This is a genomic window from Cupriavidus alkaliphilus (assembly GCF_900094595.1).
GTDB classification, from domain to species: domain Bacteria; phylum Pseudomonadota; class Gammaproteobacteria; order Burkholderiales; family Burkholderiaceae; genus Cupriavidus; species Cupriavidus alkaliphilus.
Map to the genome: position 1 here is coordinate 39,131 of NZ_FMAD01000013.1, position 22,969 is coordinate 62,099.

Here is a 22,969-nt window from a genome sequence, read left to right on the forward strand (position 1 = left end):
CGGCGGCTCATGGTTGGGCGTCGGCCTGGCGCTGCGCGGCCAGCGCCCGGCGCCGCGCGGCTACGTCGGCCTCTGCCACGGGCGTGGCGCGGTTGCCCCAGCTGCCCCGGATAAAGGTCAGCACGTTGGCCAGCTCCTGGTCGTCCAGGGTCCAGCCATAGCCAGGCATGTGGTAGTCCGACGGCGCGGTCCCAACCCGTGCAGTCACGGCGCCGTCGAGCAGCAGGTTGACCAGCGATGCCGGATCCGGATCGGCCACGGTCGGGTTGCCGGCCAGCGGCGGGAATACCCTGGCGAAGCCCTTGCCGTCGGCACCATGGCAAGGCATGCAGAACACCGCGTACTGGCGCGCGCCGGGCAGGTCGAAGCGGCCCTGCCGCAGCTGCTGCGCGGTGGCGGGATCGTGCCGGAACGGCTTGTCTTCGCCGCGCGCGCCCGGCAGGGACTTGAGGTAGGCGGCAACCGCGTCGAGGTCGGCCGGGCTCATGTACTGGGTGGCGGTGGAAACCACCGTGGACATCGGCCCGAACGAGGTCGCGTGCGCATTGCGCCCGGTGCGCAGGAATTCGGCGATGTCCGCGCGCGACCAGGCGCCCAGCCCGGTGAGCTGGTCGCCGGTCAGGTTGGTGGCGGACCATCCCTCCACGCTGGCCCCGGACAGGAAATGCCGGCTGCGCTCATCCAGGCCCTTCTCGGCGAACAGCGTGCCGCGCGGCGTATGGCAGGCGCCGCAATGCGCCACCGCCTGCACCAGGTAGGCGCCGCGGTTCCAGGCGGCGTCGCGCGACGGCTCGTTGCGGACCGGTTTGTCATCGAGAAACAGCACGTTCCACACCGCCAGCAGTCCGCGCATGCCGAACGGCCAGCGCATCTGCGGCGCGGGGTTGCGCTGCGCCACCGGCGCCACCTCGGCGCGCAGGTAGGCGTACAGGGCCGCCACGTCATCGCCCTGCATGCGCGCATACGACGGGTACGGCATGGCCGGATACAGGCGCTTGCCGTCGCGCGCCACGCCGTGACGCACGGCGCGGTCGAACTCGGCCAGCGTGTAGGCGCCGATGCCGGTGCCGGCATCGGGCGTGATATTGGTCGAATAGAGCGTGCCGACCGCGGTGCGGATCGGCAGCCCGCCGGCAAAGGGCTTGCCGCCCGCGCTGGTATGGCAGGCGGCGCAGTTGGCGATGCGGGCCAGGTAGCGGCCGCGCTCGACCTGCTGCGCGTCGCCGGCGGCCTGCGCCAGGCCGGCGGGCAGCAGCAGCGCCAGCGCCAGGCCGGCCAGGTTGCGCAACGCGCGGGACACAGCCAGGCCCGGCCCGTGAACAGGGAAGCGCATGGGTGCGGTCAGGTCATGCCGCCGACACGGCCCAGTTGGCCGCCAGCACCAGGCAGGCCACCAGTGCGGCGGCGACGGCCACGCCGGTCGCGATCAGCGGCACCGGGCGCAGGTTGTCCAGGTCGCGCTGGTGCTCGCTGCCCTGGCGCAGGCCAAAGAAGCCCCACAGCACGGTCCGCAACAGCCTCAACGGGTTCATGGCATCTCCTGGCACAACGGCAACGGGTATCGGGTTGAGAGGCCGATTATGGTCCGGCGCCGCCCGCCATACCAGCATCAGATAACTGGAAAAATTACGTATCAGTTGGTTGCGCCCGGGCGATAATCCCCTGACCGACGCCGCCCTGCCCCCACCATGAAACGGTACGAAGCCCTGGCCGAAACCCTGGCCGCCGACATCCGCAACGGCAGCCTGCCCCCGGGCACGCGCCTGCCGTCGATCCGCAAGACCGTGGCCCAGTACGGCGTCAGCCCGTCGACCGCGTTCCAGGCCTATTACCGGCTGGAAGAGCGCGGGCTGGTGCGGGCGCGCGAGCGCTCCGGCTACTACGTGGCGGGCGCGGCGCGGCGCGAGCTGCCGCAGCCGCAGGCGCGCCCGTCGCGGCAGGTGTCGACGCAGGTGGACATCTCCAAGCTGGTGTTCGCCGTGCTCGAAGGCGCGCGCGACCGCGAACTGGTGCAGTTCGGCTCGGCCTTTCCGTCGCCCGAGCTGTTCCCGTGGGAGCGGCTGGGCAAGTCGCTGGCGCGTGCCGGCCGCGCGCTCGACCCGTGGTACTCGGTCAACGACCTGCCGCCCGGCAATGCCGCGCTGCGCCGCCAGATCGCGCTGCGCTACCTCGGCGCAGGCGCGCCGCAGCCGGCCGAAGACCTGGTCGTCACCAACGGCGCGCTCGAGGCGCTGAACCTGTGCCTGATGGCGGTGACGCAGCCGGGCGACGTGGTCGCGATCGAATCGCCCGGCTTCTATGCCTCGCTGCAAGCGCTGGAGCGGCTGCGGCTCAAGGCCGTCGAGATCCCGGTCGACCCCGCCGAAGGCATCGACCTGGGCGCGCTCGACACGGCGCTGTCGCGCCACCCGGTCAAGGCGTGCTGGTTCATGACGCAGTTCCAGAATCCGCTCGGCGCCAGCATGTCGGAGGACAAGAAGAAGGCGCTGGTGGCCTTGCTCGCGCGCCACCAGGTGCCGCTGATCGAGGACGACGTCTATGGCGAGCTCTACTTCGGCAACCGCTGCCCGCTGCCGGCCAAGGCCTTCGATACGCAAGGGCTGGTGATGCATTGCAGCTCCTTCTCCAAGACCCTGGCGCCGGGCTTCCGCATCGGCTGGGTCGCGCCGGGCCGCTTTGGCGAGGCGATCCAGCGGCTCAAGCTGATGACCACGCTGTCGGCCGGCGTGCCCGCGCAGGTGGCGCTGGCCGAATACCTGCAGCATGGCGGCTACGACAAGCACCTGCGCAAGCTGCGCCACGTGCTGGAGATGCAGCAGGGCCGCATGATCGATGCGATCGGCCGGCATTTTCCGGAACAGGTGCGGGTGTCGCGGCCCGAGGGCGGGTATTTCCTGTGGGTGGAGTTCGCGGCCGGCTTCGATGCACTGGCCTTGCACCATGCCGCGCTGGAAGCCGGTATCGGCATCGCGCCGGGGCCGATTTTTTCGGCGCGGCAAGGCTACCGCAACTGCATCCGGCTCAACTATGGCCACCTGTGGAACGACGAGGCAGAGACCGCGGTGGCCACGCTGGGGCGGCTCATCGCGCAGCAGCCGGCCGGCTAGCGCGCGCCGCGATGGCGGCGCAGCGCCCACTCCAGCGCCTCGAACGCGGCCTGCACCGCCAGCGCCAGCACCGCGGCCGGGATCGCGCCGGCGAGCAGCAGCGTGGTGTCGTTCAGCGCCAGCCCGGTGGCGATGCGCTCGCCGAAACCGCCCGCACCGACGAACGCCGCAATGGTGGCCGTGCCCACGCTGATGATGGCCGCGGTCTTGACGCCGGCCAGCAGCACCGGCAACGCCAGCGGCAGTTCGACGTAGCGCAGTACCTGGCCGCCGCGCAACCCGAGCGCGCGGGCTGCGTCGCGCATGCCCGCTGGCACCTGCTCCAGTCCGGTGGCGGTGTTGCGCACGATCGGCAGCAACGCATACAGGAACAGTGCCACCAGCGCGGGCCACACGCCGATGCGGCCCAGCAGCGGAATCAGCATCGCCAGCAGGGCCAGCGACGGCACGGTCTGCAGCACGCTGACGGCACCCAGCACCACCTGGCCGGTGCGCCGGCGGCGCGCGGCCAGGATGCCCAGCGGCACGCCGGCCAGCGTGGCCGCGCCGACCGCGCCGGCGACCAGGCCGACATGGCGCCGCGCCAGCCGGTTGGTATCGGGCCCCAGCAGTGCGCCGAGCAGGCCGCGACCGCTGGTGCCGGCCGCAGCGGCCTCGGATGCCGGCGCTGCGGCGGCTTCTGTGCCGGGGTACGAGCCCTGGGCCAGGAACTCTCGCGCGACGAGATCGAACGGCTTCCGGTCAATCTCCGCCGCGGCGTTCATCGCCACCATGTCGGCCGCGCTGATGCGGCCCGACAGGCGCTGCAGCGCCTGCCACGCCTGCGGGAAGCGCTGCGGCACATCCAGCCGGTACACCACCACGGCGTCATAGCGGGGGAAATAGCGGCGGTCATCTTCGAGCACGCGCAGCCGGTACTTGAGGATCTTGGCGTCGGTCGAATAAATGTCGATGGCATCCACCTGCCCTGCTGCCAGCGCCTCATAGGCAACGCCGTGGTCCAGCCCGACCGGCTGCTGCGGCAGGCCATAGCGGCTGGCAAGACCGGGCCAGCCGTCCGCCCGGCCGAGGAATTCATGCGACAGGCCCAGCCGCAGCCGTGGCTGCGCGGCCAGGTCGCTGAGCCGGCGCAGGTGGAGCGGGCGGGTATCGGAGACCGCCAGGGCGTAGGTGTTTTCGAAGCCGAGCGGGATCGTGGCGCCGAGCCCCAGCGGGGCCAGTGCCCGCTGGATGTCCTCCAGGCCGGCGCCAGGCGGCAGCTTCAGGATCTCGGCGGCGAGCGTGCCGGTGTACTCGGGATAGAGGTCGATGCTGCCGGCCTTGAGCGCCTCGAACACGATCGCGGTATTGCCCAGCCCCTGGTGGTGCTGCGCGGTGCCAGGCGGGCCCGCAGCCTGCGTCAGCAGTTCGCCGAGGACGTAGGACTCGGTAAAGCGCTTGGAGCCGACGCGCAGCGGGTCGGCCGCCTGCGCGGACTCCGCAATCATAAGTGCCGTTGTCAGCACCCAAAGTGCCACGCGCCACAGCGTGGGCCTTTCATGGTCATGCCAATTGCCGGGGAGCCAGGCAAACACATCCGTCCTTTTGGTGGGCCGGTGTGCGTCCGGCATCTCTACATCATAGCTGCGGCATAGCCTTATCCCGAAATAGTATTTGCCATTTGCATGATGGACACGTCAGAATCCAGATTACATATACATTGCCCACGCCAACCACCGCCCAATGGAAATCCGGCAACTGGAAGCCTTCGCCGCAGTCGTCACCACCGGTAGCGTCACCGCCGCCGGGCGACTGCTCGGCCGCTCGCAGCCGGCCATCACGCGGCTGATCCAGGAACTGGAGGCGGAACTCGGCTTCGCCCTGTTCACCCGCAGCGGCCCGCGCGTGAGCCCGACCGAGCAGGGTTTTTTGCTCTACGACGAGGTCGAGCAGACGCTGGCGGGCATGCAGCAGATCCGCACGCGCGCCGCGGCGCTGGCGCGCGGCGATGGCCGGCCGCTGCGCATTGCCGCCACCCCCGCACTGGCCGCGGGCCTGCTGCCGCCGGCGCTGGCGCTGGCGTTCGCGCGCGGGCTGTGCGCGCCGGCGCGCGTGGCGGTGCAGAGCCAGTCGCCCGAACAGGTGGTACACGCGGTGCTGACCGGCGCCGCCGACATCGGCCTGAACAGCCTGCCGCTGGAGCACCGCGGCGTGACCGTGCACTGGATCGGCCAGTCCGCCTGCGTGGCGGCGCTGCGTGCCGACGACCCGCTGGCGGCGCAGCCCGCCATCGCGCTGCACGACTGCCGCGGCCGCCGCCTGATCACCATGCACAACCCCTACCGGCTGCGCCGCCGCGTCGACCGCGCGCTGGCCGCCGCCGGCGTGCCGGCGGCGGGCGTGATCGACACCAACACCTCGATCAGCGCCCTGACCCTGGTGCGCTCGGGGCTGGGCGTCGCGCTGCTGGAGCCGGTGACCGCGCGCGGGCTGCCGCTGACCGATATCGCGGTACGGCCCATCGATGCCGATATCCCGTTCTTTTTCGGGGTGATCACGCCGCAGGCACGCCCTGCCAGCACCGCCGTGCTGGGGCTGGTGCAGGCGGTGGCCGACGCGGCTGCCGGCCTGCTGCCTGACCTGGTGCGGCGCGAGCCGGCCGAGCACGGCGCGCTGCTGCAATCGCTCTATGGCGACACCGGCGACACCGGCGCTGCCGAGGACCGCTCCACCCAAGATTACCGACTGACAAGCCATGACTGACCCCACCGTTGCGACCGTTCCCCCGCCCCCGGGCCTGGCCGCCCTCGAAGCCCGGCTGCGCCAGGACCTGTCCTGGCTGGAGCTGCCCGCCAAGGCCTGGACCATGCCGCGCAGCGTCGACGGGCAGGAGGTGCTGGACGTCGCCGTGATCGGCGGCGGCATGGCCGGCCTCGCGGCAAGCGCCACGCTGACCCACCTCGGTATGCGCGTGCGCGCCTTCGACCGCGCCCCGGCGGGCTATGAAGGCCCGTGGGCGACCACCGCGCGCATGGAGACGCTGCGCTCGCCCAAGCAGCTGACCGGCCCCGCGCTGGGCCTGCCGGCACTGACCTTCCGCGCCTGGTACGAGGCCCAGTTCGGCGAGGCCGCGTGGCAGGCGCTGGACAAGATCCCGCGCCTGCAATGGATGGATTACCTGCGCTGGTACCGCCAGGTGCTGGCGCTGGATATCCGCAACGAACACCAGGTCGAGCGGATCGTGCCGCGCCCCGACGGGCTGGTGGCGCTGTCGCTGCAGACCCCGGCCGGCGCGCTCACGGTGCTGGCGCGCCGCGTGGTGCTGGCCACCGGCCGCGACGGCCTCGGCGGCGCCTACTTGCCGCCGGTGGCCGCCGCGCTGCCACGTCACCTGTGGGCGCATTCGTCAGACGAGATGGACTACGCCGCGCTGCGCGGCAAGCGCGTGGGCGTGGTCGGGGCCGGCGCCTCGGCCATGGACAGCGCCGCGACCGCGCTGGAGGCCGGTGCCGCCAGCGTCGAGATGCTGATCCGCCGTGCCGACATTCCGCGCGTCAACAAGAGCAAGGGCGCCGGCAACCCGGGCCTGACCTTCGGCCACTACGGCCTGTCCGATGCCTGGAAATGGCGCCTGCGCCATTACATCAACAGCCAGCAGGTGCCGCCGCCGCGTGGCAGCACGCTGCGCGTGTCGCGCCATGCCAATGCGTACTTCAACCTGGGCGCCGCGCTGGAAGCGATCGAGGCGCAGGGCGACGTGCTGCGCGTGCGCACCCCGCAGGGCGAGTTCGAACTGGACTTCCTGATCTTCTCCACGGGCTTCCGCATCGCGCTGGAAACGCGCCCCGAGTTCGCCGCCTTCGCCGCGCATATCCGCTTCTGGCGCGACCGCCATGCGCCGCCCGCTGGCCAGGAAGACCGCGAGCTGTCCGATTCGCCCGATCTCGGCGAAGCCTTCGAATTCCAGGAGAAGACGCCCGGCGCCTGCCCCGGCCTGACGCGCATCCACTGCTTCTGCTATCCGGCGGCGCTGTCGCACGGCACCGTGTCCGGCGACATCCCGGCGATCAGCGACGGCGCGCGCCGGCTTGGCCAGGGCATTGCCGCGCGGCTGTACCAGGAAGACATCGAGCTGCACTACGCCGCGCTGCAGGCCTATGCCGAGCCCGAAGTCTTCGGCGACGAATGGGTGCCGGCGCCGCCGCCGGCGCTGCGCACCGCCAAGGCCTGAAGCCACCCCGACCCAACTCACGCAAGACCCCACCAGAGCCTCCGATGACCCAGCCCCCGACTTCCGCGGTCGACCTGATCGACCAGCTCACCGGCCTCGCGCCGGGCAGCGCCACCCACGCCCTGCGGCACCAGCGCGACAAGGTCGTGGCTGCCACCCAGGGCAGCTACGACGCTTTGTTCGACCCCGACCTGCCCGGCCTGTCGCTGGCGGAACGGCTGCTGGTGGCGCTGTACGCCGCCCGCCTGACGCCGTCGCCGGCACTGACCGCGCACTACCGGGGCCGGCTTGAACAGCTCGGCATCGATGCCAGCCAGGTCCGCGCCGCGGCCGAGGGCACGCCCGCGGACATCGCCGAGCCGCGCCTGCGCGCCATGCTCGAATTCACCCGCAAGCTGATCGAGAAACCGGTCGAGGGCGACCAGGCCGCGCTGCTGGCGCTGCCCGCCGCCGGACTGAGCACCCCGGCGGTGGTCACGCTGGCGCAGCTGGTCGCGTTCCTCTCCTACCAGGTGCGGCTGGTGGCCGGACTGGACGCACTGAAAGCCTTGAACGACAACGGAGCCCTGGCATGAGCGAAATCATCAAATCCCACGGCTTCACCAACGAAGTGCTCGACTGGAAGGCATGGCTGGACGTGGTCGACCTCGACCAGGCCACGCCGGAGCAGATCGCCGTGCTCGAGGAAAGCCACCCCAAGGCCAAGGTGCAGGACTACTACCGCTTCCTGGTCCACCAGCCCGAGATCCTGCGCCAGCGCTCGACCGCCTTCAACGCCATCATGTACGCGCCCGGCGGCATGCCGCGCGCCGAACGCGAGCTGTCGACCACGGTGGTGTCGCGCATCAACGGCTGCGTGTATTGCGCATCGGTGCATGCGCAGCGGTTCGAGCAACTGGCCAAGCGCAACGACGTGATCCGCCAGGTCTTCGACGATCCCTACACCGCCGGCACCACCGCGCGCGAACGGGCCATCGCCACGTTCTCGGCGGAACTGACCGGGCGGCCGGCCGAGGTCACAGCCGAACAGCTCAAGCCGCTGCGCGAGGCCGGTTTGAGCGATGGGGAGATCCTGGACCTGATCCACTCGATTGCCATCTTTGCGTGGGCGAACCGGTTGATGCTGAATCTTGGGGAGCCGGTGTTTCCGGATCAGGCCGGGGGCTGAGGGCCGAATGTTTGCTCTCCTCTCCCACTTCGCGGGAGAGGGGAGCGTGTGCCCCGATGGCATGCAAGCTGCGCTGTCGCAAGGGACAGCTCAGTTGCCGACGCCTTCGTAATGCACCGCCAGCCAGACCGTCGGCTGCCCTTCGTCAGTCCACGCCACGCGATGCCGGCATTGCGCGGGCAAGTGCAGCCAGTCGCCGGGCCGCATCACATGCCGGCCTTCTTTACCCTCGATCTCCAGCGCGGCACTGCCGCTGACCAGCAGCACCCACTCGGCTTGCGCGCTGTTGTACCAGAACCCTGCCGGACTGGCCTGCCCGTTGGAGACGATCCGCTCGATCTTCAGGCCAGGCCGCGCCAGCAGCGGCTGGAACACTTCCTCCGCCAGGTTCACCGGCACGTCGGCCAGCAAGCTTCCATGCTCGAGCGCCATCACCGCCTCCCGAAGGTAACGTTGCGTTATTCCGACGGCCCGGGCGCCAGCACGTCGCGCGCGCCGTTGCGGCCCATCGGCGACACCAGCCCGGCCGCTTCCATCTGCTCGATCAGCCGCGCCGCGCGGTTGTAGCCGATGCGCAGCTGGCGCTGCACCGCCGAGATCGACGCACGGCGGCTGGTCAGCACGAAGCTGGCGGCTTCGTCGTAGAGCGGGTCGGCCTCGCCGTCGCCGCCGCCATCACCGAACAGGTCGGCGCCGCCGGCCTCGGCCGGGTCGCCGGCAAGGATGGCGTCATCGTAGTCCGGCTCGCCGAACTGCTTCCAGTGCTCGACCACGCGGTGCACTTCGTCGTCGGCGACAAAGGCGCCATGCACCCGCTGCGGATAGCCGGTGCCCGGCGGCAGGAACAGCATGTCGCCCTGGCCGAGCAGGCTCTCGGCGCCCATCTGGTCGAGGATGGTGCGCGAGTCGATCTTGGACGAGACCTGGAACGCCACGCGCGTCGGGATATTGGCCTTGATCAGGCCCGTGATCACGTCGACCGAGGGACGCTGCGTGGCCAGGATCAGGTGGATGCCGGCGGCGCGCGCCTTCTGCGCCAGGCGCGCGATCAGTTCCTCGATCTTCTTGCCGGCGACCATCATCAGGTCGGCCAGCTCGTCGATCACCACCACGATCATCGGCAGGCGCGACAGCGGCTCGGGCGCGTCCGGCGTCAGCGAGAACGGGTTGGGCACCTTCTGCCCCGCGGCCTCGGCGGCGCGGATCTTCTGGTTGTAGCCGGCCAGGTTGCGCACGCCCAGCGCCGACATCAGCTTGTAGCGCTTTTCCATTTCGCCGACGCACCAGTTGAGCGCGTGCGCGGCCTGCTTCATGTCGGTGACCACCGGCGCCAGCAGGTGCGGGATGCCCTCGTAGACCGACAGCTCCAGCATCTTGGGGTCGATCATGATCAGGCGCACGTCTTCCGGCGTGGCCTTGTACAGCATCGACAGGATCATGGCGTTGACGGCCACCGACTTGCCCGAGCCGGTGGTGCCGGCCACCAGCAGGTGCGGCGCGCGCGCCAGGTCGGTCACGACGGGATTGCCGGTGATGTCCTTGCCCATCGCCAGCACCAGCCGCGAATGATGCGCCTGGAACGAGGCGGCATTGACGATCTCGGACAGCCGGATCATCTGCCGGCGCGCGTTGGGCAGCTCCAGCCCCATGCAGGTCTTGCCGGGAATGGTCTCGACCACGCGGATCGAGGTCACGCCCAGCGCGCGCGCCAGGTCCTTCATCAGTCCCACCACCTGCGCGCCGCGCACGCCCATGGCGGGCTCGACCTCGAAGCGGGTGATCACCGGGCCGGCGCCGGCGCCGACCACGGCGACCGGCACCTTGAACTCGGCCAGCCGCTGGGCAATCAGTTCGCCGGTTTCGCGCAGGCGTTCTTCCGACACCTGCTCGGCGCTGTCAACTTCGCTTTCCAGCAAGTCCGCCGGCGGCAGGCGGTAGTCGACCGCCGGGCGCGGCGGCGGTGGCGCCACTGGTGCGGGCGCCGGGGCGGCCGCAGGCTGCGTCGCGGCTGCCAGCGGCACGGTACGCCCGACCACGGCGGGCAGCACGATGCGGGGCTTGGCGGGGGGCGGCGACGGCAGGGTGGCTGCCGCGGCTCCGACAGGGGCCTGGGGTTCGGTGGCCGCGGCAGACTCGACGGCCTCGGCTGCTTCCACTGCTTCCACTGCTTCCACTGCTTCCACTGCATCGGCTGCATCGGCTGCATCGGCCAAGTCGATGGCCGGCAACGCCTCCGGCTCAACGGCTTCGCTGACCAGATCGTTGCCATCCATCAGGGTGCTTTCCGTGCCGGCGTCTTCGGCCGGGACCAGCGCCATGGCATCGGGCTCGGGCTCGCTGCCCTCCTCCATCGCGGAACTTGCCACGGCGTGGGCTACGGCGTCGGCGTCGTGATCCGGCGCGCTTGCTTCGGGTTCACGAGCGGTCTCGCCCGTGCTGTCCGGCACGTCGGCCAACAGGGCTTCGGCTTGCGCTTCGATGAGGGCTTCCGCCGCGACGTCAGCCAGCGGCGGTGTCGCAACCGGGTCGGGCTCTGCTGCGTTCGCCTCGATGGCCAGATCCGCGGCCGCTTCGGGCATGGCCACCGGCAAGGGGTCCGATGCCGGGTCAGCCGACTGCACTGTCGCGGACTTGCCCGCCAGGGCCTGCAACTCGGCGAGCAGGTCGAGCGCTTCCTGCCGCAGCGCGGCCAGCGATGGGGCATCGCCATCCAGCGCAAGGGGTTCGGCCGGGGCGGCGGTAACAGCGTCGTCGACCGGAACGGAAGCAGTGGCCGGCGCGGCCGGCACGATTTCCGGCCCTGGCGTCGGCTCTGTCTCGGGTACGGCGATTGCCTGCGCTGGTGCGACGACATCCCGTTCGGCACTGGCGGCCGCCTGCGCGGCGACAGCGATCTCGGCCGGAGCGGTGGCCGTGTCGGTGGCGGCGACGGCGGCGGCGGCGGTCGGCACTGCGGATGCGGCGGCGGGCTTCGCGGACGCTTCCGGCAGCGTCGTGATCGCCGAACGGACCAGCGGCTGCGGCTGGCGGAACGGGCTGCTGACCACGGTGCCGCGCAACGGCTGTGCCGGCCGCGGCGCGGGGGCCGGTGCGGGCACGGCAGCGGCGGCCGGCTTGCGTGCCGCAGGCTGGGCGGGACGCGTTGCCGGCGCGGCGGGAGCCGGCGCTGGCTGCGGGGCACGCACCGGCTTGTTCGCGCCCGGCGCGTCGGCATGATGCAGCCAGAGCTCGCCCGGCTGCGGCGGCGATTCACGGGTGCGGCGCGGCGGCTGCCAGGCGGGCTGGCGGCGCGCGGAGACGGCTTCAAAACTGCGATGGCGCGGCGCGGGCGCGGTCCAGCCGGCGTTGCCCGCCGCCGGTGCATCGCGGCGCTCGGCCTCGCGCAGCGGCTGGGTGGCGGCAAAGGTCACCGGCGCCTCCTCGGGCACCGCGGCGGGCGCGGCGGCGCGGCGCGGCTTGCGTGCGAACAGGCTGCGCCAGGTTTCGCCGAACACCATCGGCGCGGCCAGTGCCAGCACGCCCAGCATCAGCAGCAAGGCGCCGGTCCAGCCGAACAGGTTGCCGAAACCGCCGGCCAGCGCGCGGCCGGCGGCGCCGCCCGCGCCCGATTCGGGATCGTCTCCGCCGGTCAGCGCTTCCAGGCAGGCGCTCGCGCACAGCACCGCCAGCGTGCCCAGCCACACGCGCAGCGAGCCGGGCCCGGCCAGGCGGCGCTCGCCGGCCAGCCAGCGCGTCACCAGCCGCCACAGCAGCGGTACTATCCAGAAAGTCGAGAACCCGAACCAGCCCAAACCCATTATCGACATGCCATCTTCAAAACACCGGGCAGCGATTGTAGCGGTTATGACAGTCGGCGATTGAATCGGAAAGCGCAAATATTCGTAACGCGGCGCTTTATCAACGCCATTGCGCCACAATGCCAGGGCGAGCGCGGGCACATTCACGGCCACGCTGACTACCAGGCCATCACGCCGCCGCCTGGCGCAGCCGCGCCGCGCTACCATTCGGCAAACCCGGCCGCATCGCATGCCGGCGGCCCGCCGCCCTTCCCTTCTCCTCACGCTCCATGCCAATCCGTTACGCCAGGCTGCGCATCCTCGTCGTTGAAGACCATCCGTTCCAGCGCGCCGCCGCCGAGGGCCTGCTGCGCCATGTCGGCGTGCAGGCCCTGACCAGCGCGCACAACGGCATGCAGGCGGCCGAGCTGCTGGCGCGCGAGCCGTTCGACGTGGTGCTGTGCGATATCGAGATGCCGGGCTGCAATGGCCCCGAGCTGATCGCCGAGCTGCACCGGCGCGGCCCGCGCGCTTTCGCCGGCGCGCCGCCGGTGTGGGTGTGGGTCACGGCGCTGGCCGAAGACATCCTCGATTCCAACCGCGGCCTGGCGCATGCCGCCGGCATCCCGCGCGTGCACGCGCTGCGCAAGCCGCTGTCGCGCGATGCGCTCGAAGTGATCCTGGCCGATGCCCTGGTGCGCCAGGATGCCGCGGCGGGCGTACCCGCCTGGACCCCCGACGCCGACGAACTGCTCGCCGCGACCCGCGCCGGCACGGACCTGCTGGTCATGCTGCAGCCCCAGCACGATATCGCCAGCGGCCGCCTGGTCGGGGCCGAAGCACTGGTGCGCTGGCGCCATCCCGAGCATGGCCTGGTACCGCCCGACCAGTTCATCCCGCAGCTCGAGGCGCTGGACGCTGCCGACCCGGTGTTCTTCCTGGTCGCGCGCCAGTGCCTGGCCGCGCTGCAGCGCCTGCGCGCCGCCGGGGTCGGAATCTCGATAGGCCTCAACGCGTCGGCGCAGACGCTGTGCCGGCCGGGCGTGCTGGAATCGTTCGAGGCGCTGGTGGCCGCCAGCGGCGTGCCGAGGCAGGCGCTGACGGTGGAGCTGACCGAGGGTTACCCGGTGCCCGACACGCTGGCGCTGTCGGTCGCGCTGAACCGGCTGCGGCTGCTCGGCTATGGCGTGGCGATCGACGATTTCGGCGTGGGCATCGCCACGCTCAAGCTGCTGGCGGACCTGCCGTTCACGCAGCTGAAAGTGGACCGGTCGTTCGTCGCCGAAGTCGACGGGCACGGCCAGCGCGCCACGATCTGCCGCAGCATGATCGGCCTGGCCCGGGAACTGGGGCTGGAATGCGTGGCCGAGGGCGTCGAGACCGATGCCCAGCGCGCCGCGCTGGCGGCACTGGGCTGCCCGCTGGGCCAGGGCTACCTGTGGTCGGCGCCCAGGCCGGCGGAGGCCTTCGTCGCGGACGCCATCGAGCACGCGACGGCAACGCCGCCGGCCTGAGCGGCAGCGCCGCCGGCCTTACTGCCCGGCCCGGAACGGGTACTTGGCGAAGATCTGCGCCACGGTCTTGTCGATGCGCTGCTGGGCGCTGGCCTTGTCGCTGGTGTCGACACTGCCGACCGCCACGCCTTCCCACACCAGCTTCATCTGGCGCCGGTCGATCAGGTCGATGTTCACGGTGCCCTCGGTGTAGCGGTAGACGTCGTTATAGAAGCCGTAGCCCGGCCACGGCGCGTACAGCCCGCCGCGATAGCCGTAGTAGCCCATCATCGGCGCGGGTGCCGGGCTGACCTCCACCTTTTCCTGCAGCCTGGCATTGAAGTTGACCAGCAGGTCCGGCGACTGCGCCGCGTAGCGGTAGCCGCGCGCGCCCAGTTCGCGCTGGACCGCGGTCTTGAAGTACTGGGTGGTCAGGCTTTCATAGCCCGCGCGGTCGGTGCCGGGACGCTCGACAAAGCCGAAGGTGCGGTAGGCACTGAAGTCGGTGGCGCGGTTGTAGTCGGTCTTGATGTCGGGCACGCTGGCGCAGCCCGACAGCAGCAGCGCCGCGACCGCCATCGGGGCCGCAGCCCCGGCCGCAAACGGGAAGAGTTGCCGGAACGCATTCACGATACATCTCCAGGGATCGGCGGCGCGCCCTGCCGCGCCGCCTCGGGCGCTAGTTGAGCTTGCCGTTGATGCCGCCCACGCTGAACCTGCCCGCCCCCAGCAGGGCCACCGCCAGCGCCGCAGCCAGGAACATGCCCTGCAGCTCGAGGGCCCAGCCGCCGGTCTTGGACAGCAGGGCTAGCTCCTTGCTGTGCACCAGCGCCACCGCGAACAGCATGTTGATGGCCACGACCAGCGCCGCCAGCCGGCTCCACAGCCCGATGATCAGCAGGATCGGCGCCACGACTTCGCCGATGTACACACCGTAGGCGACCCAGGCCGGCAAGCCGGTATCGGCGACGACCTTCGACACGAACCCGATGCCGGACTCGCCGGTCAGCTTGGCGATGCCATGCATCAGGATCAACACGCCAAGCACGATGCGCAGCAGCGCCTTGCCCAAGTCCTGGGAACCCTGAGAGCCACCCATGGCCATTCTCCTTGCCGTTGTCTATGAGAGGTGATCGAACCATGCGCCTTAGCCCTCACGCGCGTGGTTCGCCCCTGTACCTTAGTGCGAGCCGGCGTGAACGTAAAGCCGCAAATGCGCGACGCGCCCCGGCCCGGGCGCGGCCCGAACACGGCCCGGCAGCGCCGTTGCACGTGGCGCAGGCAGCGCTACACCACCCGGTGCATCGACGGCGGCCGCGGCTGCTGCATGCCGACCTTGTGCGCGCATTCGGGCAACACCTCGCCCAGGAAGTCGAGGAAGCGCCGGGTGGCCGGGGTCACACCCTTGCGCGACGGGAACACCGCGTGCAGCGTGCCGACCGGCATGTCGTACTGCGGCAGCACCAGTTCCAGCTCGCCGTTCTCGAGCGCCTCGCGGCAGAACATGCGCGGCAGCATGGCCACGCCGACCCCGGCAATGGCGGCCTCGCGCAGCACCGCGAATTCATCCGTGACCAGGCGCGGATCGTAGGCAATCTGGATCGAATCGCCGGTCTTGCAGCGTAAGGTCCAGGCGTGCTTGCCGTCGTGCGGCTGCTGGCCCACGCCCGGCATGCCGTCGAGCGCCTGCGGCGTGCGCGGCCGGCCGATGCTGTCGAGCAGCGCCGGGCTGGCCACCAGCATCAGCTCGCTTTCGCCAAAGGTGCGCACCGCCAGGCTGGAGTCTTCCATCACCTCGCGCACGCGCAGCGCCAGGTCGAAGCCCTCGCCGATCACGTCGACGCGCCGGTTGGTGGTTTCCAGTTCGATGCGCACCGCCGGGTTGGCGCGCATGAAGAGGCCGATCGCCGGCGCCAGCAGGATCTGGGCGATGGCGATCGGGCAGCTGACCCGCAGCGTGCCGCCGGGCTGCTCGCGCGCCTGCTCGATGACCTCGCGCGCCGCCGCGGCCTCGTTGAGCATGGCGCGGCAGCGTTCGTAGAAGGATTCGCCCAGCGGGGTCACGCGCACCTGGCGCGTGGTCCGGCGCAGCAGTTGCACGCCGAGATCGCGCTCGAGCTGGGCGATGCGCCGGCTTAGGCGCGACTTGGGCACGCCGGTGGCTCGGCTGGCCGCGGAAAAACTGCCGTGCTCGACCACTTGGGCGAACAGCGACAGGTCGTTGAGGTCTTGCATGGGTGGCTCCGGAGCCACGCGGGCGCCCCGCGATCCCGCGGAGATGCCGCCCGGCATGGCGTTGCATCGGTAGAACAATCCTTTGCATTTTGCCTCACTACCGATACCAATGGCCAGCCGCTATCTTTCCTCCATCGCAACCGCATCCTTGTGGAGAAAGACATGAACATCCTGCAGATCGATTCCAGCGTCCTCGGCGACAACTCTGTTTCGCGCGGCCTGACCGCCAGCGTGGTGGCCGACCTGGTCGCCGCCAACCCCGGCGCCACCGTGACCGTGCGCGACCTCGACCAGGACGCCCCGGCGCACCTGTCGGGCAACCTGCTGCCGGTGCTGGGCGGCCCCAAGGACGGCCTGAACGCGGTGCAGCAAGCCGAGCTGGAGCGCACCGAGCAGTGGCTGGCCGAGTTCCTCGCCGCCGACGTGCTGGTGGTGGGCGTGCCGCAATACAACTTCAGCATCCCCAGCCAGCTCAAGGCCTGGATCGACCGCATCGCGCAGGCCGGCCGCACCTTCAAGTACACCGAGAACGGTCCGGTGGGCCTGGCCGGCGGCAAGCGCGTGATCGTGGTGTCGTCGCGCGGCGGGGTGCGCCAGGATGCCAGCGAGCTGGACCTCCACGAAAAGACCGTCGACATCGTGTTCCGCTTCCTGGGCATCACCGACATCACCTACGTGCGCGCCCACGGCCTGGCAATGGGTCCGCAGGTCCGCGAGGCCGCGCTGGCCAGCGCCCGCACCGAGATCGCGGCGCTGAACGACGCCAGCCGGCTGGCTGCCTGAAGCCGACCGGTGCCCAGGGGCCGGCGCTGTAGGACGGCGCCGGCTCGCCCCGGGGCCGGATCGGGTCTATGATGGTTCGGGGCGCTACGGCGCCCCGCGTGCCATGGGCGGCGCGCGGCCGCGGGCCACTGGCCGCGGCGGTGCACCGCCTGCAGTCATCGACCGATCCAACCCGGGAGCCCGCATGACTTCAGCCCTGTTGCCAGGAGCCGCCCTCCATCCGCCGCACGAACCCGCCCTGCTTTCGCAGTACCGGCATATACGCGCCGCCACCGAAACCCTGGTGGCCGACCTGTCCGATGCCGATGCCACCGTGCAGTCCATGGACGACGCCAGCCCGGCAAAATGGCACCTGGCGCACACCACATGGTTCTTCGAGGAATTCGTGCTGGCCGCGCGCATCCCGGACTACGAGCCGGTGGACCCGGCCTACCGCTATCTCTTCAACTCGTACTATGAAGCGGTCGGTGCGCGCCATCCGCGGCCGCAGCGCGGGCTGCTGACGCGCCCGTCGCTGGACGAGGTGCTGGCGTACCGCGAGGCTGTCGACGAAGCGATGCTGTCGCTGCTGGGCAGCGCCCAGACCGACGACGAGGCGGCGCTGATCACGCTCGGCCTGCAGCACGAACAGCAGCATCAGGAACTGCTGCTGACCGACATGCTGCACCTGTTCGCGCAGAACCCGCTGCGCCCCGCCTTTGCCCCGGAACTGCCCGCCCCCGTGATTGCCGACCCGCGGCCTGCGCCGGACTGGATCGGTTTCGATGGCGGACTGGTCGAGGTCGGCCACCGTGGCGAGAGCTTCGCCTTCGATTGCGAAGGCCCGCGCCACAAGACCTACCTGGCCCCGTTTACGCTGTGCTCGCACCCGGTCAGCAACCGGCAATGGTTCGAGTTCATCGAGGATGGCGGCTACCAGAGCACCGGGCTGTGGCTGTCCGACGGCTGGCGCTGGGTCGGCGAGCAAGGCATCCAGGCGCCGCTCTACTGGGAAGAGCGCGAAGGCACCTGGTGGCAGATGACGCTGCGCGGCATGCATCCGGTCGACCCCGACAGCCCGGTGACCCACGTCAGCTTCTATGAGGCCGATGCGTTCGCGCGCTGGGCCGAACGCCGGCTGCCGACCGAGGCGGAATGGGAGCACGCGGCCAGCCGCCTGCCGGCCACCGGGAATTTTGTCGAGGGGCGCGCGCTGCGGCCGCTGCCGGACCGCCAGAACACCGCCGGCGTGCTGCGCCAGATGTTCGGCGACGTATGGGAGTGGACCGCCAGCGCCTTCCTGCCCTATCCGGGCTTCCGTCCCAACGCGGGCGCGGTGGGCGAGTACAACGGCAAGTTCATGAGCGGCCAGATGGTGCTGCGCGGCGGGTCATGCGTCACCCCCGAATCGCATATCCGCGCGACCTACCGCAACTTCTTCTATCCGCACCAGCGCTGGCAGTTCACCGGAGTGCGGCTGGCCGACGACGTCTAGGGCCGCGCCCAGTATGGCGCCAGCCAGCGCCAGGCCAGCCAGGCAAGCGCGACCCACACCAGCACGATGACCACGGCGGCCGCGCGATTGCGCGGCCGTTGCGCATGGGTGGCCTGCCAGGCCTCGGCGCGGCCGCGGCATTCGTCCTTGACCGTGGCGGGGATCAGCCGCAGCGTGAACCAGATGCCCAGCGGCACCAGCAGCACGTCATCGAGATAGCCCAGCAACGGGATGAAGTCCGGGATCAGGTCGATCGGGCTGAAGGCATAGGCCACCACCAGCGCGCCCAGCAGCCGCGCCGCCCACGGCGTGCCGGGATGGCGGCTGCAGAACCACAGCATCAGCAGGCTGCCCTTGAGCCCGCGCGCCCACTGGCGCAGGCGCGAGCCGTTCGCCATCGGCGCTGCCCCGGCTTACCAGCCCTTGCTTTGCGGCGCCGGGGGGCGCTGGCCGCCGGGCTCGGCGATAGCCGGCTTCAGCGGCGGCGCCGGCACGATGGGGGTCTGCGGATACAGCTTCTGCCAGCGCGACTTCAGGCCGCTGGCGATCTCGGCCTGGTTGTAGCGCTCGGCAAAGTCGATCACGGTCATACCCTGCTGGTTCTTCAGGCGCATGTCGGCGCCTTCGTCGAGCAGCAGCTTGACGGTCTCGATATGGCCGCCGCGCGCCGCCATCATCAGCGGCGTGGTGCCGTTGGGGCTTTCGGCGTCGATATACGCGGCATGGTCGACCAGGTACTTGACCACGTTGTTGTGGCCGTTGGTGGCGGCATAGTGCAGCGGCGTCCAGCCGGTCTTGTTGATCTCGGCCTCCATGTCGTCGACCATCAGCTTGACCATGTCGAGCTGGCCCTGCAGCGCGGCCATCATCAGCGGGGTTTCGCCGGCCGGGTTGGCCTTGTCGAAATCGATGTCCTTGGCGCGGATCAGCACCGTGGCGGCCTTCAGCGACTTCTCGCGCAGCGCCAGCACCAGCGCCGGATTGCCGCGGTTGTCGACCACATTGGGGTCGACGCCCTTGGCCAGCAGCTTCTTGACGGTATTGGCGTCGTCGAACTCCACCGCCTTGCGCATGTCGTCGGCCGGCGCGGCCTGGGCGAGCGTGGCGACGGCCAGCGCAACAGCGCCGGCGGCACGGCGGACAAATTTCATGTCAAACATGAGATTTCCTGTCAATGTGCTTGAATAGATTAAAGAAATTTTCCGTCGTCTGTTCCGCGACCTGTTCCACCGGCACTCCGCGCAGCTGCGCGATAAATTCGCCCACATGGCGCACCCAGGCCGGCTCGTTGGTCTTGCCGCGGTACGGCACCGGCGCCAGGTAGGGGGAGTCGGTCTCGATCAGCATGCGCTCGAGCGGCACCTTGCGCGCGGTTTCCTGCAGGTCCGCCGCGCTCTTGAAGGTGACGATGCCGGAAAACGAGATATGGAAGCCCTGGTCCAGCGCCTCGCGGGCAACCTCCCAGGTTTCGGTGAAGCAGTGCATCACGCCGCCGGCCTCGCCCGCGTTTTCCTCGCGCATCAGGCGCAGGGTGTCGTCGGCGGACGAGCGGGTATGGATGATCAGCGGCTTGCCGGTCTGGCGCGCGGCGCGGATATGGGTGCGGAAGCGTTCGCGCTGCCATTCCATCTCGGCGATGCTGCGGCCGTTGAGCCGGTAGTAGTCCAGCCCGGTCTCGCCGGTGCCGACCACGCGCGGGTGGGCCGACAGCGCCACCAGCCGCTCCAGCGTCGGGTCCTCGCCCTCTTCGTAGTCAGGATGCACGCCGACCGACGCGTACAGGTTGGGATGCTGCTCGGCCAGCGCCAGCACGCGCGGGAAGTCTTCCAGCGTGACCGAGATGCACAGCGCATGCGTGACCTGGTTGGCGCGCATATTGTCCAGCAGCTGCGGCAGGCGCGCGGCCAGTTCGGGGAAATCGATATGGCAGTGGGAATCGACAAACATGGGGAAATCTCAGGTGCGGTGCTCTGGCGGCGCTCGGGCCGCGCTCAGGCCGCGTCCACGCGGCGGCCGACGATGATCAGGTCGCGCTCGACGCCGTCGAGCACGGCCACGCGCGGCAGGTCGCCCCAGCGCGTGAAGCCCAGCGCCGCGAACAGGCCCAGGCTGGGCGCGTTGTGGCCGAAGATAAAGCCGAGCAGCGTGTTGACGCCGACCGTGGGCGCGTGGTCGATGGCCTGCTGCAGCAGGTAGCGCCCCAGCCCCTGGCCGCGGCGCTGCGCGTCCAGATAGATCGACACCTCGGCGGTGGCGCCATAGGCCGGGCGCCCGTAGAAATCCGAAAAGCTCATCCAGCCGGCCATGCTGCCGCCGGCATCCTCGCACACCCAGAGCGGACGGCGCCCGGGCTGGTGGGCGTCGAACCAGGCCTGGCGCGAGGCCACGGTGACCGGCTCGGTGTCGGCCGTGACCATGCGCGAAGGCACGGTGCTGTTGTAGATGGCGACGATGCCCGGCAGGTCGCGGGGCTCGGCAATACGTAGCGAAAAATTCATTGAGAATCAAAAGGTTGTGATGGAAATCTCACAACATTCATAAGGTTTGGGTGGGGCGCCCGGACTCCAGCATCTTGCCCAGGATGTCCTCCACCGCGCGGCGCAGGTTGCGCCCGTTGTCGTCGTCGGGCAGGTGCACGCCGACGCCGGGCGTCTTCATCGGCGTCCCCGCGGGGGTGATCCAGGCCACGTGGCCCGCGATCTGGTATTTCTGCGGCCGGTCGAGCAGCGACAATACCAGGAACACCTGCTCGCCCAGCCGGAACGGCCGGTTCGACGGCACGAAGATGCCGCCGCGCGCCAGGAACGGCATATAGGCCGCGTACAGCCCGGCCTGGTCCTTGATCGACAGCGACAGCACGTTGGGCCGCGAGGCCGCCCCGCCGCCGCCGCTTCCTGTGACGCTACCAAAGCCCGCCTCGGCCGGCCCGGCGCCGGCGACTGCCGTGTTCATGGTTGACCCCCTGATAACGTTGCTGCTTGTGGTTATGGCTTGTTGTTATGAACCGCGGCCGGCCACCTGCCGCGCTAGCGGAACAGCTGCCGGTACTCCAGGAATACCGCCTCCATCACCAGCCGTGCAGCGAGCGGATGGTTCTCACTGCGGCGGTGCGCGTTCAGGCGCGCGGCAAAGCCCTGCAGGCCGTATGCATCGGTAGCGCCGGCGCAGCGCACCAGCACGGCGCGCTCCCTGGGGAAGTACCGCGGCGTGGCAGCGCCATCCAGGCGCAGTGCCAGCAGATCGTACGTCCAGCGCTGCAGGATGCCAAGCACGGCGGGCACCGGCAGCTTCTGCAGTTGCTCGGCCGCCGCGGCCGCATCGAAGGCGGCCGCGGCGCCGAGCTGGCCGACCAGCCAGCGCTGCAGCGGCTGCTCCTCGGCCTCGGCCGCGTGCAGCGCGGTCAGCGGCGAGCCGCCGGCCAGCGCCAGCTGGGCCTCGGCATCCGCCACGCCCTGCCCGCGCAGCCACGCCAGCGCGGCCTCGGGCGTCGGGCGCTGGGCCGAGAACTGGCGGCAGCGCGACAGGATGGTCGGCAGGATGCGGTCCAGGCGGTCGGTCACCAACAGGAACACGGTCGACGGCGGCGGTTCTTCCAGCGTCTTCAGCAAGGCGTTGGCGCCCTCGGCCTGCAGCGCGTCGAGCGGATAGACCACCACCACGCGCAGCCCGGCGCGGTGCGTGCCGACCCCGACGGCCTCGATCAGCGCGCGCACCTGCTCCATGCGGATGATCTTGCTGGGCGCCTTCTTCTTGCCGCCTTCGTCGGTTTCCGCCTCGGCCGAGGCGTCGAGGGCCTCGGGCCGCACCACGGTGAAGTCCGGGTGGTTGCCTTGGCTGAACCAGTGGCAGGCGGCGCACTGGCCGCAGGGCTGCCCGTCCGCGAGAGGAGCCTCGCACAGCAGCCCCTGGGCGAAATGCAGCGCCAGGTCGCGCTTGCCGATGCCTTGCTGGCCGTGGATCAGCAAGGCATGCGGCAGCCGCTCGCGCAGCGCGCCCAGCCGTTGCCAGTCTTCTTTCTGCCAGGGATAGAGCATGTAAATCAGTAAGTTAGCGGTCCAACTTCGAGTACTGGCTGATATTGCCGTGACGCCGGCTGAAACATGCCGGCCAATCAGATAGTTGCGAGGATCTTCTCAAGTTCGTCGCGAATATCGGCAATGCTGCGCGTGGCGTCGATGACGCGGAAGCGCTGCGGCGACTGCGCCGCGCGGCGCAGGTATTCGTCACGGGTGCGCTGGAAGAAGGCGCGCGATTCGGCCTCGAACTTGTCCGGCGTGCGCGCGGCGGCCAGGCGGGCGCTGGCGGTTTCCAGCGGCACGTCGAACAGCAGCGTCAGGTCCGGCTGCAGGCCGCCCTGGACCCAGCCTTCCAGCACTTCCAGCCGGCCCGTGGCCAGGCCCCGGCCGCCGCCCTGGTAGGCAAAGGTGGCGTCGGTGAAACGGTCGGAAATGACCCACTTGCCGCGCTCCAGCGCCGGCGCGATGACTTCGGCGATATGCTCGCGCCGCGCCGCGAACATCAGCAGCGCCTCGGTTTCCAGGTGCATCTTGCGGTGCAGCAGGATCTGGCGCAGGTCTTCGCCCAGCGACGTGCCGCCGGGCTCGCGCGTGGTGACGACACCGGCGATATCGGCGCGCGCGCGCAGGCGGTCTGCAACCCAGTCGATATGGGTGCTCTTGCCGGCGCCGTCGATGCCCTCGAAGGTAATGAATTTTCCGCGCAT

23 protein-coding genes are annotated in these 22,969 nt (G+C 70.3%); 8 read left to right on the forward strand and 15 right to left on the reverse strand.

Annotated elements, in window-relative coordinates; all coding sequences use genetic code 11:
* Positions 1 to 7: 7 nt before the first annotated feature.
* Together GA0116996_RS23330 and GA0116996_RS23335 are read right to left on the reverse strand one after the other, a co-directional pair.
* Positions 8 to 1,333, reverse strand: coding sequence for a c-type cytochrome (locus GA0116996_RS23330; RefSeq protein WP_092316341.1), 1,326 nt, complete (start codon positions 1,331 to 1,333; stop codon positions 8 to 10).
* 13 nt (positions 1,334 to 1,346) lie between these two features.
* The gene (locus GA0116996_RS23335) at positions 1,347 to 1,532 is read right to left on the reverse strand and encodes a DUF2970 domain-containing protein (RefSeq protein ID WP_092316343.1); all 186 of its coding nucleotides are present in this window, start codon (positions 1,530 to 1,532) and stop codon (positions 1,347 to 1,349) included.
* 156 nt (positions 1,533 to 1,688) lie between these two features.
* On the opposite strand from GA0116996_RS23335, the gene GA0116996_RS23340 reads away from it, so the two are divergent.
* Positions 1,689 to 3,107: an aminotransferase-like domain-containing protein gene (locus GA0116996_RS23340; RefSeq protein WP_092316344.1), complete on the forward strand. Its 1,419-nt coding sequence runs from the start codon at positions 1,689 to 1,691 to the stop codon at positions 3,105 to 3,107.
* Here GA0116996_RS23340 and GA0116996_RS23345 read toward each other — a convergent pair.
* Entirely contained in the window at positions 3,104 to 4,594 is a 1,491-nt protein-coding gene (locus GA0116996_RS23345; RefSeq protein ID WP_092316346.1) for a glycine betaine ABC transporter substrate-binding protein, read from the reverse strand. The genes GA0116996_RS23340 and GA0116996_RS23345 overlap by 4 nt on opposite strands.
* Positions 4,595 to 4,829: 235 nt before the next feature.
* Between GA0116996_RS23345 and GA0116996_RS23350 the strand changes: the two genes are divergently transcribed.
* From GA0116996_RS23350 to GA0116996_RS23365, 4 genes are read left to right on the forward strand one after another with little or no spacing between them, the layout of a single operon-like run.
* Positions 4,830 to 5,849, forward strand: a complete 1,020-nt coding sequence (locus GA0116996_RS23350; RefSeq protein ID WP_092316348.1) for a LysR family transcriptional regulator — start codon at positions 4,830 to 4,832, stop codon at positions 5,847 to 5,849.
* On the forward strand, positions 5,842 to 7,317 hold the full coding sequence (locus tag GA0116996_RS23355; RefSeq protein WP_092316350.1) for an FAD-dependent oxidoreductase: 1,476 nt from the start codon (positions 5,842 to 5,844) through the stop codon (positions 7,315 to 7,317). Before GA0116996_RS23350 ends, GA0116996_RS23355 begins: the two co-directional genes overlap by 8 nt.
* A gap of 44 nt (positions 7,318 to 7,361) precedes the next feature.
* Positions 7,362 to 7,892, forward strand: a complete 531-nt coding sequence (locus tag GA0116996_RS23360; protein WP_092316352.1) for a CMD domain protein — start codon at positions 7,362 to 7,364, stop codon at positions 7,890 to 7,892.
* The gene (locus GA0116996_RS23365; protein ID WP_092316354.1) at positions 7,889 to 8,485 is read left to right on the forward strand and encodes a peroxidase-related enzyme; all 597 of its coding nucleotides are present in this window, start codon (positions 7,889 to 7,891) and stop codon (positions 8,483 to 8,485) included. Before GA0116996_RS23360 ends, GA0116996_RS23365 begins: the two co-directional genes overlap by 4 nt.
* A gap of 90 nt (positions 8,486 to 8,575) precedes the next feature.
* Here the strand turns inward: GA0116996_RS23365 and GA0116996_RS23370 are convergent, their stop codons facing one another.
* Both GA0116996_RS23370 and GA0116996_RS23375 read right to left on the reverse strand, forming a co-directional pair.
* Positions 8,576 to 8,917, reverse strand: a complete 342-nt coding sequence (locus GA0116996_RS23370) for a cupin domain-containing protein (protein ID WP_092316356.1) — start codon at positions 8,915 to 8,917, stop codon at positions 8,576 to 8,578.
* 26 nt (positions 8,918 to 8,943) lie between these two features.
* Positions 8,944 to 12,282, reverse strand: coding sequence for a DNA translocase FtsK 4TM domain-containing protein (locus tag GA0116996_RS23375; RefSeq protein WP_092316358.1), 3,339 nt, complete (start codon positions 12,280 to 12,282; stop codon positions 8,944 to 8,946).
* A 269-nt stretch (positions 12,283 to 12,551) separates the two neighbouring features.
* On the opposite strand from GA0116996_RS23375, the gene GA0116996_RS23380 reads away from it, so the two are divergent.
* The gene (locus GA0116996_RS23380) at positions 12,552 to 13,775 is read left to right on the forward strand and encodes an EAL domain-containing response regulator (protein ID WP_092316360.1); all 1,224 of its coding nucleotides are present in this window, start codon (positions 12,552 to 12,554) and stop codon (positions 13,773 to 13,775) included.
* Positions 13,776 to 13,793: 18 nt separating this feature from the next.
* Here the strand turns inward: GA0116996_RS23380 and GA0116996_RS23385 are convergent, their stop codons facing one another.
* From GA0116996_RS23385 to GA0116996_RS23395, 3 genes are all read right to left on the reverse strand, one after another.
* Entirely contained in the window at positions 13,794 to 14,384 is a 591-nt protein-coding gene (locus tag GA0116996_RS23385) for a DUF4136 domain-containing protein (RefSeq protein ID WP_375790514.1), read from the reverse strand.
* Positions 14,385 to 14,433: 49 nt separating this feature from the next.
* The gene (locus GA0116996_RS23390; protein WP_092316362.1) at positions 14,434 to 14,853 is read right to left on the reverse strand and encodes a DoxX family protein; all 420 of its coding nucleotides are present in this window, start codon (positions 14,851 to 14,853) and stop codon (positions 14,434 to 14,436) included.
* A gap of 188 nt (positions 14,854 to 15,041) precedes the next feature.
* The gene (locus GA0116996_RS23395; protein ID WP_092316364.1) at positions 15,042 to 15,989 is read right to left on the reverse strand and encodes a LysR family transcriptional regulator; all 948 of its coding nucleotides are present in this window, start codon (positions 15,987 to 15,989) and stop codon (positions 15,042 to 15,044) included.
* Positions 15,990 to 16,151: 162 nt separating this feature from the next.
* On the opposite strand from GA0116996_RS23395, the gene GA0116996_RS23400 reads away from it, so the two are divergent.
* Both GA0116996_RS23400 and egtB read left to right on the forward strand, forming a co-directional pair.
* Positions 16,152 to 16,772, forward strand: a complete 621-nt coding sequence (locus tag GA0116996_RS23400) for an FMN-dependent NADH-azoreductase (protein WP_092316366.1) — start codon at positions 16,152 to 16,154, stop codon at positions 16,770 to 16,772.
* 184 nt (positions 16,773 to 16,956) lie between these two features.
* Positions 16,957 to 18,246, forward strand: coding sequence for an ergothioneine biosynthesis protein EgtB (gene egtB / locus GA0116996_RS23405; protein WP_092316368.1), 1,290 nt, complete (start codon positions 16,957 to 16,959; stop codon positions 18,244 to 18,246).
* Here the strand turns inward: egtB and GA0116996_RS23410 are convergent.
* From GA0116996_RS23410 to tmk, 7 genes are all read right to left on the reverse strand, one after another.
* The gene (locus GA0116996_RS23410; RefSeq protein WP_092316370.1) at positions 18,243 to 18,644 is read right to left on the reverse strand and encodes a YkvA family protein; all 402 of its coding nucleotides are present in this window, start codon (positions 18,642 to 18,644) and stop codon (positions 18,243 to 18,245) included. The genes egtB and GA0116996_RS23410 overlap by 4 nt on opposite strands.
* A gap of 15 nt (positions 18,645 to 18,659) precedes the next feature.
* The gene (locus tag GA0116996_RS23415; protein ID WP_425248317.1) at positions 18,660 to 19,406 is read right to left on the reverse strand and encodes an ankyrin repeat domain-containing protein; all 747 of its coding nucleotides are present in this window, start codon (positions 19,404 to 19,406) and stop codon (positions 18,660 to 18,662) included.
* Positions 19,399 to 20,193 (reverse strand): TatD family hydrolase, encoded by a 795-nt coding sequence (locus tag GA0116996_RS23420; RefSeq protein ID WP_092316374.1) that lies wholly within the window; start codon positions 20,191 to 20,193, stop codon positions 19,399 to 19,401. The genes GA0116996_RS23415 and GA0116996_RS23420 overlap by 8 nt, the downstream gene beginning before the upstream one ends.
* A gap of 44 nt (positions 20,194 to 20,237) precedes the next feature.
* Positions 20,238 to 20,744 carry a GNAT family N-acetyltransferase gene (locus GA0116996_RS23425; RefSeq protein ID WP_092316376.1) on the reverse strand — a complete coding sequence of 169 codons (507 nt, stop codon included), beginning with the start codon at positions 20,742 to 20,744 and terminating at the stop codon, positions 20,238 to 20,240.
* A 37-nt stretch (positions 20,745 to 20,781) separates the two neighbouring features.
* Positions 20,782 to 21,198: a PilZ domain-containing protein gene (locus tag GA0116996_RS23430; protein ID WP_092316378.1), complete on the reverse strand. Its 417-nt coding sequence runs from the start codon at positions 21,196 to 21,198 to the stop codon at positions 20,782 to 20,784.
* Positions 21,199 to 21,272: 74 nt separating this feature from the next.
* Positions 21,273 to 22,280 (reverse strand): DNA polymerase III subunit delta', encoded by a 1,008-nt coding sequence (locus GA0116996_RS23435; RefSeq protein WP_092316380.1) that lies wholly within the window; start codon positions 22,278 to 22,280, stop codon positions 21,273 to 21,275.
* Positions 22,281 to 22,357: 77 nt separating this feature from the next.
* Entirely contained in the window at positions 22,358 to 22,969 is a 612-nt protein-coding gene (gene tmk, locus GA0116996_RS23440) for a dTMP kinase (protein ID WP_092316382.1), read from the reverse strand.